The sequence below is a fragment of the Haloferax volcanii DS2 genome, assembly GCF_000025685.1.
Taxonomy (GTDB): Archaea; Halobacteriota; Halobacteria; order Halobacteriales; family Haloferacaceae; genus Haloferax; species Haloferax volcanii.
In genome coordinates this window covers 1,333,385-1,348,349 of the sequence record NC_013967.1, presented here as the reverse complement: position 1 = coordinate 1,348,349, position 14,965 = coordinate 1,333,385, and the positions used below count along the sequence as shown (strand labels likewise).

General features: G+C 69.5%; 16 protein-coding genes. 11 read left to right on the top strand and 5 right to left on the bottom strand.

What is annotated here, in order from left to right; all coding sequences use genetic code 11:
* Positions 1-100: 100 nt before the first annotated feature.
* From HVO_RS11830 to HVO_RS11820, 3 genes are all read left to right on the top strand, one after another.
* Positions 101-1,084, top strand: coding sequence for a lamin tail domain-containing protein (locus tag HVO_RS11830; RefSeq protein ID WP_004043458.1), 984 nt, complete (start codon positions 101-103; stop codon positions 1,082-1,084).
* Positions 1,085-1,328: 244 nt separating this feature from the next.
* A complete protein-coding gene (locus HVO_RS11825) occupies positions 1,329-1,724 on the top strand; it encodes a hypothetical protein (RefSeq protein WP_004043459.1) in 396 nt (131 codons plus the stop codon).
* Positions 1,724-2,350: an METTL5 family protein gene (locus HVO_RS11820; RefSeq protein WP_004043460.1), complete on the top strand. Its 627-nt coding sequence runs from the start codon at positions 1,724-1,726 to the stop codon at positions 2,348-2,350. The genes HVO_RS11825 and HVO_RS11820 overlap by 1 nt, the downstream gene beginning before the upstream one ends.
* A gap of 76 nt (positions 2,351-2,426) precedes the next feature.
* Here HVO_RS11820 and HVO_RS11815 read toward each other — a convergent pair whose 3' ends face one another.
* The 3 genes from HVO_RS11815 to HVO_RS11805 all read right to left on the bottom strand — a co-directional run bounded on the left by HVO_RS11815 (position 2,427) and on the right by HVO_RS11805 (position 4,766).
* Entirely contained in the window at positions 2,427-4,076 is a 1,650-nt protein-coding gene (locus tag HVO_RS11815; protein WP_004043461.1) for a rhomboid family intramembrane serine protease, read from the bottom strand.
* A gap of 140 nt (positions 4,077-4,216) precedes the next feature.
* Positions 4,217-4,495, bottom strand: coding sequence for a UPF0058 family protein (locus HVO_RS11810; protein ID WP_004043462.1), 279 nt, complete (start codon positions 4,493-4,495; stop codon positions 4,217-4,219).
* 58 nt (positions 4,496-4,553) lie between these two features.
* Positions 4,554-4,766, bottom strand: coding sequence for a ribbon-helix-helix domain-containing protein (locus tag HVO_RS11805; protein WP_004043463.1), 213 nt, complete (start codon positions 4,764-4,766; stop codon positions 4,554-4,556).
* Between the two features lie 182 nt (positions 4,767-4,948).
* On the opposite strand from HVO_RS11805, the gene HVO_RS11800 reads away from it, so the two are divergent.
* The 4 genes from HVO_RS11800 to HVO_RS11785 all read left to right on the top strand — a co-directional run bounded on the left by HVO_RS11800 (position 4,949) and on the right by HVO_RS11785 (position 9,495).
* Entirely contained in the window at positions 4,949-5,542 is a 594-nt protein-coding gene (locus HVO_RS11800) for a sulfite oxidase-like oxidoreductase (RefSeq protein WP_004043464.1), read from the top strand.
* Positions 5,543-5,717: 175 nt separating this feature from the next.
* Positions 5,718-7,049 (top strand): isochorismate synthase, encoded by a 1,332-nt coding sequence (locus HVO_RS11795; protein ID WP_004043465.1) that lies wholly within the window; start codon positions 5,718-5,720, stop codon positions 7,047-7,049.
* Positions 7,050-7,136: 87 nt separating this feature from the next.
* Positions 7,137-8,891 carry a 2-succinyl-5-enolpyruvyl-6-hydroxy-3-cyclohexene-1-carboxylic-acid synthase gene (gene menD, locus HVO_RS11790; RefSeq protein WP_004043466.1) on the top strand — a complete coding sequence of 585 codons (1,755 nt, stop codon included), beginning with the start codon at positions 7,137-7,139 and terminating at the stop codon, positions 8,889-8,891.
* 79 nt (positions 8,892-8,970) lie between these two features.
* Entirely contained in the window at positions 8,971-9,495 is a 525-nt protein-coding gene (locus HVO_RS11785) for a hypothetical protein (RefSeq protein ID WP_004043467.1), read from the top strand.
* Between the two features lie 8 nt (positions 9,496-9,503).
* On the opposite strand, the gene HVO_RS11780 is transcribed toward HVO_RS11785, so the two are convergent.
* Complete coding sequence (locus HVO_RS11780) at positions 9,504-10,037, bottom strand: hypothetical protein (protein ID WP_004043468.1); 534 nt, start codon at positions 10,035-10,037, stop codon at positions 9,504-9,506.
* A complete protein-coding gene (locus HVO_RS11775) occupies positions 10,030-10,494 on the bottom strand; it encodes a hypothetical protein (protein WP_004043469.1) in 465 nt (154 codons plus the stop codon). Before HVO_RS11775 ends, HVO_RS11780 begins: the two co-directional genes overlap by 8 nt.
* A gap of 122 nt (positions 10,495-10,616) precedes the next feature.
* On the opposite strand from HVO_RS11775, the gene HVO_RS11770 reads away from it, so the two are divergent.
* The 4 genes from HVO_RS11770 (at position 10,617) to HVO_RS11755 (ending at position 14,963) form a co-directional block, all read left to right on the top strand.
* On the top strand, positions 10,617-11,534 hold the full coding sequence (locus HVO_RS11770; protein ID WP_004043470.1) for a 1,4-dihydroxy-2-naphthoyl-CoA synthase: 918 nt from the start codon (positions 10,617-10,619) through the stop codon (positions 11,532-11,534).
* Positions 11,535-11,678: 144 nt separating this feature from the next.
* On the top strand, positions 11,679-12,896 hold the full coding sequence (locus HVO_RS11765; RefSeq protein ID WP_004043471.1) for an ABC transporter substrate-binding protein: 1,218 nt from the start codon (positions 11,679-11,681) through the stop codon (positions 12,894-12,896).
* Position 12,897: 1 nt separating this feature from the next.
* A complete protein-coding gene (locus HVO_RS11760) occupies positions 12,898-13,848 on the top strand; it encodes an NAD(P)/FAD-dependent oxidoreductase (protein WP_004043472.1) in 951 nt (316 codons plus the stop codon).
* Between the two features lie 215 nt (positions 13,849-14,063).
* Positions 14,064-14,963, top strand: coding sequence for a 1,4-dihydroxy-2-naphthoate polyprenyltransferase (locus HVO_RS11755; protein WP_004043473.1), 900 nt, complete (start codon positions 14,064-14,066; stop codon positions 14,961-14,963).
* The last annotated feature ends 2 nt before the right edge of the window (positions 14,964-14,965 follow it).

Below are 14,965 nucleotides of genomic sequence, written 5' to 3'. Positions count from 1 at the left end.
AGAAATATGATAAAGGCCGCTGTCTGGCGATTCGACGAGCTCGGATTCGGGGGATTCGGACGCAGCTACTTATACAGTTCCCTGACTAACGGTGAATCGAATGGTCAGACGTGCTACCGCGACACTCGTTGTCGTCGTTCTCGCGGTCCTCGCGGGCTGTCTCGGTGGAGGCGGCGCGGGGGCGGCGACGACGGTTGAATCGACCGCGACAGAGACGGCATCGCCGACGGCGCAGTCGGGGTCGCCGACGACCGCGGCCGCCGCGGGCGACGTGACAGTCGAGGTGGTCGAGGTGGTCGACGGCGACACCATCAAGGTCGTCATGCCGGACGGCGCGCGCGAGACGGTTCGGCTCCTCGGCGTCGACACGCCGGAGGTCCACGCCGAGAACACGCCCGACGAGTTCGAGGGCGTCCCCGAGACCGAGGCCGGGCGGACCTGCCTCCGCGCGGCCGGCGAGGACGCGAGCGCCTACGCGAAATCCCGGCTCGCCGACCGGACCGTCGAACTCCGGTACGACGAGAAGGCGGGCGAGCGCGGCTACTACGGCCGGCTCCTCGCGTACGTCGTCGTCGACGGGGCGGAGTTCAACTACGACCTCATCACCGAGGGCCACGCCCGGCTCTACGAGAGTTCGTTCGAGGAGCGCGAGCGCTACGAGCGCGCCGAACGCGACGCCAGAGAGCGCGGGGTCGGCCTCTGGTCCTGCGCGACCGAGGGCGCGGCCGCGGGCGGCGCGGACGCGACCACCGACGACGGCCTCTCCCTCTCGATTGTCGCCGACGCGCCCGGCAACGACAACGACAATCTGAACGAGGAGTACGTCACGCTCAGGAACGACGGCGACGCCGCCATCGACCTCTCCGGGTGGACCGTCTCCGACGCGGCGGGCGCAACCTACACGTTCGCCGGGGGAACCGAACTCGACCCCGGCGCGTCGCTGACGCTCCACACGGGGTCGGGAACCGACACCGATGAAGACGTCTACTGGGGTCGCGGCGGCGCGGTGTGGAACAACGGCGGCGACACGGTCACGGTTCGGGACGCCACCGGCGACGAAGTGCTCGCGTACACGTACGAGTAGCCGCTGTTCGGGGAGACACTGTCTAGGTAGAACCTCGTTGGGCCGAGAGAACCGCCCGCGCGGCGTCAAGGGGAATGGGGGTGGAGCGTGCTCCCCCCAACGGCGGTACGACATCTTCCATCATTAGTCTATAGGTTGTCACGTTCGCGGGGATATCCGCGGGCCCCCGGCGAACCCACCCCGTTAGATTACTACTGCGCATTTACAAAGATATATACATAACTAGTGAAAATGTGTGTGCAACATGAGCACGCACGAATCCTCGTCCGTCGAAGCCGCCGTCGCCGCCGGTCGTCCCGCCGACCTGACTCCCGTCGTCCTCGACGCGTCGTGTCTGGAGTCGACCGCTCCCTCGCACCTCCGCGACCTGAAGGCCGGACTCGCCGAGGAGGGCTACCTCCCGGCCGAACTCACCGTCGAAGCCCGCTTCAGCGACGACGCCCCGCTCGCGGTGCAGTCGGAGTCCGACCGCCTCCGCGAGTACGTGCGCGCCGCCGCGTTCCTCGGCGTCGGGCGCGTCGCCGTCGACGTCGCGGAGTGCTGTCGCCCCGACGACGCCGAGTCGGCGCTCGCGGCGCTGGGCGAGCGCGCCCGGCGCGAGGGTGTCGCTTTTGAGCTTCGAGGTTCCATCGACGGCTGATGGCAACCAAGGCCGCGCTGGAGGCGCAGTTGGCGGTGGTCGCCGGCTTCGAGAACCCGAAGGTCTCGCTCGAACAGTACCCGACGCCGCCGGACCTCGCCGCGCATCTCGTCCATCTCGCGGACCTCCGCGGCGACATCGAGGGCGCGACGGTCCTCGATTTGGGCTCCGGAACCGGGATGCTCGGACTCGGCGCGGCGCTCCGCTCGCCCGCCCGCGTCGTCGGCGTCGAACTCGACGACGACGCGCTCGCCACCGCGACTGACAACGCCCGCCGGGTCGGCGCGAGCGCCCCCATCGACTGGATTCGCGCCGACGCCACCCGCCTGCCGCTCTGTCTCCCCGACGACCGGCAGGTCACGGTGCTCATGAACCCGCCGTTCGGCGCGCAGCGTGGCAACGAACACGCCGACCGCGCCTTCCTCGACTCGGTCGCGTCGGTCGCCGACGTGTCCTATTCGGTCCACAACGAAGGGAGCAAGGAGTTCGTCGAGTCGTTCGTCGCCGACGCCGGCGGCGACCTCACCGACGCGTTCCGGGCGACGTTCGACCTCGACCGCCAGTTCGACTTCCACGACGAGGACCGCCGACAGCTCGACGCCGAAGTGTTCCGCATCGAGTGGTGAGCCGGCGGTCGCGCCGCCGACCACTCACCGCGCGAACCGCCCGCCGACACCGCGTGAATCGCCCGCCGACCGCGCCCTAATTGTACGTCTCCTGTCGCGCGATGCGGACTTTCGTCCCCCGGGATTCGGCGAAGACGAGGGAGTTCTCGCGGACGAACCGAATCCCGTCGAGCGTCGTCGTCGTGTTCCCGGTCGGCATCGGCCCCCTGACGGTCCCGCTGTCGGACGACACCTGCACGTCGTAGCCCGTCGGCGTCGGCACGACCGAGACGTTCCGCCGGGCGACGACGGGTCCGGCCCGGACCGGGCCGGTCTCGTACGCCAGCCGCGCCTCGCCGTCGGCGACGAGGAACACCCGGTACGCGACCCCCGCGCCGGTGACGACGTAGCCGTCGCGGACCGCCGTCACCCGGTCGCGCCAGCCGAGACCGCCGACTCTGACCGCGGACTCGCCGTCGAACGCCAGCCGACTCGTCGAGACGGCCGTCGTCCAGATGCCGCGCCGCTCGCTTTTGACGATGACTCCCGAGGTGTTGGTCGTCGTCGACTCGCCGAACAGTTCGACGTCGAAGACGGCGGTCAGCCCGTTCGGCACGTCCTCGGCGTACGTCACCTCGTAGTCCCTGACCGTGACGCTCTCGCCCGGCAAGTCGTCGCCGCTCGCGGTGAACGTGTTGTACAGCATCGCCGGCCCCGACAGCGCCGCGACGACGACGAGGAGCACGGCGAGGCCGGCCTGCCAGCGACGGGCCGAAAACAGCGAGTTGTCGGGTGACGCCCGAAGCGGCTTGTCGGACGCCGCGACCGTCAGCGCGACGATGGTCGCGAGCGCGACGACGAGCGCGAACCCGACCGCGCGGAACAGCACGTAGGTCTCGCCGCCGCGGTACCAGTACACCGCCCACAGCGACTCGCTGACGGCAAACAGGAGGACGCCGGCGAAACTGCGGAGCGCGGGCGGGTTCGAACCCCCGCGGCGGTGACTGAGCCACGCACCGAGGAGGACGCCGAACAGGAAGCCGATGGCGTGGCCCTGAATGGCGATTTGGGACCACCACGGCGTCGAGAAGACGGGGCGGGCCGACGAGACGACCTCGGGCGAGAGCATCACGTTGTAAAACAGGCTGACGACGCGCCCGGAGACGAACGCCAGCACGGTCGCCAGCGGCCGGAAGACGAGCGCGAAGCCGGCGAACGCGAACACGACGCCCGAGAAGCCGACGACCGGGCCGAGCGCGAACACGGCGGTGAGGAGCCCCACGCCGAAGACGACCGCGGGGAAGACGACGAGCGACCGAACGTAGGGGTTCTCGCGGGCCGACCCGAACGAGGTGGACCCGCGGCGCGTCGGGTAGTGGCTCCACGCGTACTCCGCGACCGGCGCGAGCGTGAGCGTGCCGACGAGGTTGCCGACGAGGTGGCCGGCGCTGGAGTGGGCGAACGCGGCGGTCAGCATCCCGGTCGGGTAGAAGTACGACCACGCCCGGAACGGGATGACGACGGGCCGGTACCACGACGACCAGCCGTCTTGCACCACGAGATAGACGACGAGGACGCCGCCGGCGCTGGCGAGCGTTCCGAGCGGGAGACCGAACAGGAAGCGCCGCCGAAGCGCCGCCGAGAGCCGACTCGGTCTGTCGACGACGGCGAGCGCGACGGCGGCCGCGAGAAGCGCGAGGAGCGCGGCGAGCCGCTGGAACGGTATCCAGCCCGGTATCTCTAGCATGAGCTACCTGTGTCGTGCGAACGGGTGATAAAGAAACCCGCGGAGAACTGCTTGAGTAGTGCTAGCGAACGACACGAACGCGGCCGTCATCGACGACTCCGCGTCGGTCGGTCAGGAGGCGCGTCGCGGTCGACCGCCGCTCAGATTTTGCCTTCGGCGTCGTCGGCCAACTCCTCCATACGCTTGCCGATGCGGCCCGCGCTGGAGAACTCGTCGTCGCTCATCGCGGTCGCGAGAGCGTTGCCGAGCACGAACACGGCGTGTTTGTGTTCGCTTTTCGATTTGTGGACGTGGGAGGGCTCGACCGCAAGCTCGTCGTAGGGGTCGAACAGGCTCGAATCGACGTGGTCGCGGGCCGAGAAGTGGTCCTTGATGATAACCATCTGTTCGTGCAGCTCCAGCAGTTCGTCCTTGTGCATGAGCGTTGGGTAGGTTCGAGGGCGGTTTAAGCGTTATTGGGGGATACTGTCACTCGGCTCAGAAGACGTACTCGTCTTCGTGGCCCATCATTCCGTCGTCTTCGTACGCGCGGTCCTCGTCGGACATCGGACCGCTCGTCTTGTACGCGCGGATACCGGTCGACAGCAGGTCCTCGATGGCCTCGTCGCGGTTGACGAACTCGCCCTGCTCGACGAGTTGGACGATCTGCATCTCCAGGTGTTCCGGCACGGTAATCTCTACTTTGGGCATCTGAACGTCCGTCGCTTTGGAAGGGCCGTATATAACTCTACCGGGGGAATAATCGGGTTTTCCGAAGGTCGTCCGGGCGAACGCGAATTCCCGCTTACGTTCGGTTAGTGCGGCCGTCGCCCCGGTCGCCTGCGGGTGTCCGGAGTCGTTAGTGATAGGTGCGTCGGGCCGAAGATTCGAGCATGGCCAACGACGTGACCCACCTCTACGAGGAGTTCGGCGACGACCGGCTCCCGCCGGGCCAACGCGAGACCCAGCGGTTTCCCGTCCTCTCCAAGAGCGGCACGCCCTCGTGGGACCCCGAGACGTGGTCGTTCGAGGCGTGGGGCGCGGTCGACACCGAACTCGACCTCTCGTTCGACGAGTTCCGCGACCTCCCCGCCGAGACGCAGGTACAGGACTTCCACTGCGTCACCGGCTGGAGCAAGTTCGACTGCGAGTTCGAGGGCGTCACGTTCTCGACGCTCGCCGACGCGGTCGGCGTCGACGACGACGCGGTTCACGTGATGTTCCACGCGATGGACGGCTACACGACGAACCTGCCGCTCGACCAGTGCATGCGCGACGAGGTCATGTTCGTCTGGGGCTACGACGGCGAGGACCTGCCCGCCGACCACGGCGGCCCCCTCCGGGTCGTCACCCCGCACAAGTACGCCTACAAGGGCGCGAAGTGGGTTTCGGGCGTCGAGTTCCTCACCGAGCCCGAACGCGGCTACTGGGAGAAACGGGGCTACTCGAACACGGCGAACCCGTGGAACGAAGAGCGGTACAGCTGAGCTGAGTTTTCGGTCCGCCGACGCTGCGTTTTCGGCGTGTTCGGCGGTCGCTTCGCGTCCCGTCCGTCAGTGTTGTCGCCCGGTGGACAGATGTGCACATCCCACCGGAGTCGCCCGACCGGGGTGCGGGACAGAAGGGAGAGTTTCAAGCGTCCCCGGTCCTGAGCCACGGTCGATGGAACCGTTGCGGACAGACGAGATGGGGACCCATCTCGTCAGCAGGTCGGTTCGACTGTCTGCGCCGCCCGTCTCGGCGTCGCTCGCGACGATGCGCCGCCCGCGGGCGCTGTGGACCGCCCCCGACGAGCCGACAGTCGTCGGCGGCGGCGTCGCCGTGGCCGTCGAGGCCGACGGACCCGAGCGACTCGCGCGCGTCCGCGAGTCGGCCACGTCGCTGTTCGACGGCGCTGACGTTGACGCCCCCGACGTCGCCCGCCCGCGATTTTTCGGCGGCCTCGCCTTCCACGAGGAGGCGACCGGCCGCGACCCGTGGGCCGACTTCCCGGCCGCGCGCTTCGTCGTCCCCGAGGTGCAGGTCGCCTTCGACGGCGACGACGCGTGGCTCACGGTCACCGCCGTCGGCGCGGACGCCGACCCCGAGGCCGTCGGCGACCGACTCGACGAGGTCCGCGAGACGCTCGAATCGCTCGACGACGCTCCCCCCGAGGGACCGCCGGGCGTCTCGAACCGCCACCGGACGACCTCGGTCGAGGCGTGGCACGAGAGCGTCGACGCCGCGGTCTCTCGCATCCGCGCCGGCGACCTTCAGAAGGTCGTCCTCGCGCAGGCGCTCGAAGTCGAACTCGACCGCCCCGCCGCCGCGCCCGACCTGCTCGCCCGCCTCGGCCGGACCTACCCCGACTGCCACCGCTTCCTCGCCGAGCCGAACGGCGGGGCGAGCTTCCTCGGCGCGACGCCCGAGCGACTCGTCTCGCTCCGCGGCCGCGAGGTCGAGACCGGCGCGCTCGCCGGGACGACCGGCCGCGGCGACACCGACGACGAAGACGAGTGGCTGGCGAACGAACTGCTCGGAAGCGAGAAGGACAACCACGAACACGAACTCGTCGCGGAGACGATTCGGGAACAGCTCGCCCCGCTTTCGGCCGAGATTCGCGTCGGCGACCGCGGGATTCGGAAGCTCGCGACCGTCCAGCACCTCTGGACGCCCATCGACGCGACGCTCGAACGCGACGAGCACGTCCTCTCGCTCGTGGACGCGCTCCACCCGACGCCCGCGGTCGGCGGCCTCCCGCCGGAAGCCGCCCTCGACGTGATTCGCGACACCGAACCGTTCGACCGCGGCTGGTACGCCGCGCCGGTCGGCTGGTTCGACGCCGACGGCGACGGCAGTTTCGCGGTCGCCCTTCGCTCGGCAATCGTCGAGGAGACGCTGGCGACGCTGTTCGCGGGCGTCGGCCTCGTCGCCGACTCCGACCCCGACGCCGAGTGGGACGAGGTGCAACTGAAGTACCGACCCATCCTCGACGAACTCGAACGCGACGACTGAGTTCGGGACCGACGACCGACTCCGATTCGACTCGATTCGACCCGACTCCGATTTGCCCCGACTGGATTCCACGACGACATAGACGAGATGACAGCACCGAACCGAAACGCCCTCTGGGCACGGACCTTCGCCGACGAACTGGCACGCACCGGCATCGACGCGGTGTGCATCGCACCCGGCAGTCGCTCGACGCCCCTCACGGAGGCGTTCGACCGCCACGACGACATCGAGACGTTCTCGCACCTCGACGAGCGCTCGGCGGCCTACTTCGCGCTCGGCCGCGCCCGGCGCACGGGCGAGGTGACGCCCATCGTCTGCACCTCGGGCACCGCCGCGGCCAACTTCCACCCCGCGGTCATCGAGGCGTCGCAGGCCCGCGTGCCGATGCTCGTCCTCACGGCCGACCGCCCGCCGGAACTCCGCGACAGCGGGGCCAACCAGACCGTCGACCAGGAGAAGCTCTACGGCGACGCCGTCCGCTGGTACAAGGACATGCCCGAACCGGAGGCCACCGACAGGAAACTCCGGAGCCTCCGGACGACCGCGGCCCGCGCCGTCTCCGAGGCAACGGGCGTCGACGCCGGCCCCGTCCACCTCAACTTCCCCTTCAGAAAGCCGCTCGAACCGACGTACGTCGAGGGCGACGTACCCGCCGACCTCGACTCCGAGGCGCTCGACGGCCGGAGCGGGAGCCGCCCCTACGTCAAGACGACCGCGGGCGCGCCGGAGCTCTCCGACGACCACCTCCGAAAGCTGGCCGACGACCTCGCGGTCGACCGGGGGCTCGTCGTCGCCGGGCCCGCCGACCCGCCGGGGTTCAACGCCGAGGCCGTCGCCGCGTTCGCCCACGCGACCGGCTTCCCGGTCGTCGTCGACCCGCTTTCGGGGCTCCGATTCGGCGGCCACACCCGGACGACGACCGTCCTCGGCGGCTACGACGCCTACCTCGACGAGCGCGTCACCGCCGACTGGGCCGACCCGGAAGTCGTCGTCCGCATCGGCGCGTCCCCGACCTCGAAGGCGCTCCGGAAGTACCTCGCGCGCACCGACGCCCGGCAGTATCTCGTCGACCCGACGGGTCGCTGGCGCGAGGCCGAGTTCGGCGCGACCGACCTCGTGGAGGCCGAGCCGTCGGTGCTGGCGTGGCGGCTCTCGCAACTCATCCGCAACCGCCCCGACGAGTCGTGGAACGCGCTGTGGACCGACGCGGAAGACGCCTACTGGGACCTCGTCGACGACGAGACCGACGCCTTCGAGGGCCGAGTCGCCGCCGACGTAGCCGACCTCGCGCCCGAGCCGTCGACGCTGTTCGTCTCGAACTCGATGCCCGTCCGCGACCTCGACCGCTTCGCGCGCCCCTCGACGAAGTCCCGGACGGTCCTCGGCAACCGCGGCGCGTCCGGCATCGACGGCATCGTCTCCTCGGCGCTCGGAGCCGGCTCCGCGGCGACCGACCACCTGACGCTCCTGACCGGCGACCTCGCGTACTACCACGACATGAACGGCCTGCTCGCGCTCGGTCGCCTCGGCGTGGACGCGACCATCGTCCTCGTCAACAACGACGGCGGCGGCATCTTCCATATGCTCCCCATCGAGGAGTACGAACCGCCGTTCACCGACCAGTTCAAGACGCCCCACGGCCTCGACTTCGCGGCCACCGAGGACCTCTACGACCTCTCGTTCGCGTCCGTCGACCCCGACGACTTCCGCGACGCCTACGCCGAGTCGGTCGCCACCGACGGCACCGACGTCATCGAGGTCCGAACCGACGCCGAGTCGTCTCATCGCGTGCGCGAGCGCATCGCCGAGCGCGCCATCGAGCGACTGTCCGAGTCCGACTAACCGACTGAATGACCGACTGAGCGACTGCCCGAACCGGTCGACCGACTGACTTTTCTCCCGCGCTCCGAATCGTGGTGACATGCCCTCCAGACTCTTCCGCCAGTACCGCGGCAGCGTCTACGCCGTCGCCGGATTCCTCGGCGTCCTCGTGTTCGCCTACGCGGCCGTCGTCGCCTACGAACCACTCGCCGGGTTCTTCGCCGGCGGCACCGTCGTCTTCGGCGCGGTACTCCTCTCGGATATCGCTGAGCGCGGCTATCCTCCGGCGCTCGGCCGCCGCGGAACGCTCGCGCTCGTCACGGTCGTGGTCGCCCTTCCTGTCTTCTGGTTCGTCGTCCAGCGACCCCTGATGGGCCTCGGTCTCGCTCCGCTCGTCGCCGTGGTCGCGTGGGGTCTCGCGCGGTTCAAGGCCACCGGCTACCCCGAGTCGATGGGTCGCCGTCGGTCGCTCGCCACCGCGTTCGTCGGGACCGGACTCGTCGCGTACGGGTCGTTTGCCGGGGCGACCGCCTTCCTCGTCGGCATCGCGGCCGCGGTACTCGTCGGGCTGGCGTCGTGGCTGACGAGTCCGCGCGGGCCGCTTCGGGGCAGACTGACTGACTGACTCCTCACTCATTCCCCGTCGGCGGCCCGCCCCGAGCCGTTCGACTCCGCCCACCGCCCGACCAGCCGGCCGGCCGCCCAGTAACAGCCGGCGTCGAGGACGACCGACAGAGCACCGATGACACCGCCGACGACGCTCGCGGCCGCGACGCCGATGAGCGCGATGAGCGCCAGCGCGACGAGTGGCGCGCCGTTCAGCACCGCGCCGACGAGGACGACGCCGAGGAGGAACGCCGCCCCGATGAGCGCGCCCGCCGCGAACCCGCGGAGGACGAGTCGCCACAGGCCGTTGAGGCCGGTTCGCAGGTCGGCCAGCCCGCCGTCCGCCAGCGCCCACCGGGTCGCGGCCGCGGTGAGGAGCCACAGGTACGCGAAGACGGCGACGCCCGGAAGCGTCCCGAAGTTGGCGAGTTCGCCTGCGAGCGCGCCGCTCGCGTGGGCCGCGAGGAGTCCGACGAGGCTCAGCGCGACGAGGTTGAACGACGAGACGACCCACGTCTCGAAGCGCCCCCGCGGCCCGACGCCGCCGGCGGCCTCACCCATGCGCCAGCACCTCCGCGAGCGCGACGAGGACGAGGAGCGCGGCGGCTGTCGCGCCGTAGCTCTTGGCGAGAAGCGAGCGCCCCAATCCAGTCGGGCCGCTCCGCCGGAGCCTGAACACGACGAGCGTCCGGACGAACGACCCGAGGACGAACGCGGTCACCGCGAGGAGTTTCGCGGTCAGGAGTGACCCCCAGCGCCCGGAGGGTCCGGGCGGGCCGAGCGCGCCGAGGTTGCCGACGCCGGTGACGACCATCGCGCCCATCGCCGCCCAGAAAACCAACTCGTAGAGGGCTGCGAACGGGGTCTGGTCGCCGCCAGAGGCGGTCGAGCCGCCGGCGTCCGCGCGTCCGGGACCGCCGGCTCTGAGCGTCGCCCACGCGAACGCCGCGCCGCCGAGGACGAGCGCCATTCCGACGACGTGGACGAGTCTGACGAGGAGGGTGGTCGCGGCCGACATACGCGAGAGTCGTTCACGCACTGACAAATAGCTCCGGGCCGTGGGGGCGGTCAGGCGGCGGGCCGTCCCCCGAACCGCGGCCGCAAGCGAATCTTTTTGCGCCGCCCGCGCCGCCTCTCGGTATGGTCTCGGAGATTTTCGACCCCGACCGCTGGGAGCCAGTCCCGGGGTCCGACGAGTTCGACGACATCACCTACCACCGCGCCGTCGACGTGCCGGCGGTCCGAATCGCGTTCGACCGCCCCGAGGTCCGAAACGCCTTCCGACCCGGAACCGTGGACGAGCTGTACGCCGCGCTCGACGACGCCAGAAAGCGCGCGAACGTCGGGTGCGTCCTGCTCACCGGCAACGGCCCCTCCGAGAAGGACGGCGGCTGGGCGTTCTGTTCCGGCGGCGACCAGTCGGTTCGCGGCGGCTCGGGCTACGAGTACCGCGACGACGACGAGGCCGACGCCTCCGACGACCCGCTCGTCCGCGAGGCGAAGGCCGGTCGCCTGCACATTCTCGAAGTCCAGCGGCTCATCCGATTCATGCCTAAGCCCGTCGTCGCCGTCGTTCCCGGATGGGCCGTCGGCGGCGGCCACTCCCTGCACGTCGTCTGCGACATGACGCTCGCCTCCGAGGAGCACGCGAAGTTCCTCCAGACCGACCCCGACGTGGCCTCCTTCGACGGCGGCTTCGGCTCCGCGTATCTCGCAAAGCAGGTCGGCCAGAAGAAGGCCCGCGAGGTGTTCTTCATGGGCAAGACCTACTCCGCCGAGGAGGCCGTGGACATGGGCATGGCGAACGAGGCGATTCCCCACGAGGAGCTAGAGGACGTGGCGCTGGAGTGGGCCGACGAGATGACGAAGAAGTCCCCGACGGCCATGCGGATGCTCAAGTACGCCTTCAACATGACCGACGACGGCATGGTCGGCCAGCAGGTGTTCGCGGGCGAGGCGACCCGACTCGCCTACATGACCGAGGAGGCACAGGAGGGCCGCGACGCCTTCCTCGAAAAGCGCGAACCCCGCTTCCGCGACTACCCGTGGCACTACTGAGGGCCTAACCCCGGCTCTCGCCGGACGCCGGACCCGCAACCGCGATGCGGCCCCTCCCGTCGGGCCGAAACACGTCGCCTCGCCAAGGTTTAGGCCGGCCGAAAAATAGGAACGCTCTTATACATTTAGGTTAGCCTAAACCCCATGGAAGAGAAATCCACCGGGCAGGAGGGACTCACGCGACGCAACTACATTCGGTACGGCGGCACGGCTCTCGGTGCCGGGATGCTCGCCGGCTGTGCGTCGGACTCGTCGGGGAGTGACGAGGCGACCACGGCGGCCGAGACGACGACCGAGGCAGCCACCGAAACGAGCGCCGAGACGGAGACCCAGACGACCGAGGCGGACTCCTCGTACTCGGTGACGATGGAGCCGATGGGCGAGGTCACGTTCGACTCGGTTCCCGAGTCGTGGGCCGCCTACGACGGCGGCTACGCGGACATGGCCGTCGCGCTCGGCGTCGGCGACGGGCTGACCGGCGTCGGCGGCGCGGGCCGGTACTACACCTACGTCTACGACGAACTCCCCGGCGTGAGCGTCGACCGCGAGCAAATCGAGGCGTACCCCGAGGTCCGGACGAAAGAGGAGTTCTACGAACTCGACAACGACGTCCACCTCTACGACCCGAACATGCTCATCAACTGGTTCGACTGGGACCAAGCCGACGTGGACGAAATCGCGGAGAACGTCGCCCCGTTCGTCGGCAACCTCGTCTTCCGCCGGTCGGACGGCTGGCACGACTACCGCTACTACACGCTCTACGAGGCGTTCGAGAAGGTCGCGCAGGTGTTCCAGCGCGAGGACCGTTACGAGGCGTTCGAGGCGTTCCACGACGAGTTCATCGCGGAGATACAGGCGGAACTGCCGCCCGCGGACGAGCGCCCGAACGTCTTTCTCACCTTCGAAGGGACGACCGAACCCGAGACGTTCTCGCCGTACCGCCTCAACGACAAGGGCACGAGCAAAAAGCAGTGGAACGACCTCGGCGTCACCGACGCGCTCTCGGGGACCGACATCGAGAACCTCAGCACGACCAACCGCGGCGAACTCGACTACGAGAACCTCCTCGAAATCGACCCCGACGTGATTCTCGTCCGCGGCCACGAGCGCAAGACGCCCGAGGAGTTCCGCGACACCGTCCTCGCGTACATGGAGGACCACCCCGTCGGCGGCGAACTGGCGGCCGTCCAGAACGGTCGGGTCTACCGCGGCGGCTACCTGTTCCAGGGGCCTATTCACAACCTGTTCCTGACCGAGCGCGCCGCGAAGCAGCTGTACCCCGACGTGTTCGGCGACGTGACGGACGACGCCGAACTGTTCGACCGCCAGCGCGTCGCGGACATCGTCAACGGGGAGTTCTGAGATGGCGGACGCCGAGCGCTCGGAGGGGACGGCGACGACGACAGCGACCGACCCCGAAACGGCGGCGTTCGACTACGACGTGGCCATCGTCGGCGGCGGGCCGACGGGCTGCTCGGCGGGCGTCTTCACCGGTCGGTACGGTCTCGACACCGTCGCCTTCGACCGCGGCCGGTCGTCGCTCCAGCGCTGTGCCTATCTGGAGAACTACCTCGGCTTCCCCGGCGGCGTCGACGTCGAGACGTTCTACGGACTCATCCACGACCACGTCGAGGCGGCCGGCTGCGACCTCGTTCCGGCGCTCGTCGAGGCGGTCGAACCCGCCGGCGGTGACGGGACCGAGACCGCGGACGCCGCCGGGCCGGGCTTCGAGGTCACGACGCAGGACGGCGAGACCGTCACGGCGAGGCGGGTCGTCGCGGCCGCCCGCTACGGCGGCGACTTCCTCGAACCGCTCGACGACGACGAGATGTTCGTCACCTACGAGTACGACGGCGAGACGCGGACGAAGTTCGACCGCGACTACGCCGACATCGAGGGCCGGACAGCCATCGACGGGCTGTACGTCGCCGCGCCGGTGAGCGAGGTCAACGTGCAGGCCATCATGTCGGCCGGACAGGGCGCGCGCGTCGGCCGGTCGGTCATCACCGACCACCGCCTCGAACGGGGGTATCCCGAGGCCCTCGCGCATCACTGGGACTGGATACGTCCCGAATCGGAACTCGCCGACGAGGAGACCGCCCGCGACGACTGGCGCGAGCGGTTCGACAGCCGAGTCCCCGACGACTGCGACCTCGCCGAAGAGCGACTCCGCGAACTCCGCGAGGCCGACGTGGAGCGTCAGCGCGAGATGTACATCTCCGAGGAAGCGGTCGAAGCTCGGGCCGAGCGCGGTCGCGAGCGACTCGCCGACCATCTCGGCGTCGCCGCTGATTCCGCTTCCGACTCCGAATAGCGAGTCATCGACACCCCACCGTCGGCGACGGCGATGACCACGTCGTCGCTGACGCCGGGGAGCGCCGCGCTGGGTCGCGCCGCGCGCCGGGCCACCGTGTTCCCCCACCCACCGCCTCGGCGTCGCGCGCTTTCGGATAGGAACTTACTCACTGCTTCGGCCCTCGTATGCAGACAATGAGCACGCAGGACATCTCTCGCAGGCGGGCGTGGGTGATGGCGTCGCGGCCGCAGACGCTCCCGGCGGCCGCCGCGCCGGTCGTCGTCGGCACCGCGGTGGCCGTCCACGCCGACCTGTTCGCCCCGCTGCCCGCCTTCGCGGCGCTCGTGGGCGCGCTTCTCATCCAAGTCGGGACCAACTTCGCCAACGACTACTACGACGCGGTGCAGGGCGCTGACACCGAGGCCCGAGAGGGCTTCACCCGCGTCACCGCGGGCGGGCTCATCCCTCCGTCAGAGGTCAAGCGGGCGATGTATCTCACCTTCGCCGCCGCCGTCCTCCTCGGCACCTATCTCGTCTACGTCGGCGGCGTGCCCATCCTCGTCGTCGGCCTGCTTTCGGTCGCCTCGGGCATCGCCTACACCGGCGGCCCGTACCCCCTCGGCTACCACGGTCTGGGCGACCTGTTCGTCTTCGTCTTCTTCGGCCTCGTCGCCGTCGCCGGCACGTTCTACGTGCAGGCCGCGAGCGTCCTCGCCGCCCCGCTTTCCGTCGGGATTCCGGCGGGAACCGTCACGCTCGTCGCCGTCCTCGCCAGCCTCCCCATCGCGGCCATCTCCACGAACATCCTCGTCGTGAACAACGTCCGCGACAAGGAGGAAGACGCGACCACGGGCAAGCGGACGCTCGCGGTCCGGTTCGGCTACGGCTTCGCCCGCGCCGAGTACGTCACCATGCTCGCGCTCGCCTACGCCGTCCCCGTCTACCTCTGGACCCGCGCCGGCTTCGACTGGTTCGTCCTCCTGCCGGTGTTCTCGATGCCCGTCGCGGCCCGAATCGCGCGGACCGTCGTGACCGAGACGAAAGGCGAGAAGCTCAACCCCGCGCTCGAAGACACGGGGAAACTCCTCGCGCTCTACGCCGTCCTCTTTTCGATCGGCCTCGTCCTCGCGTGACG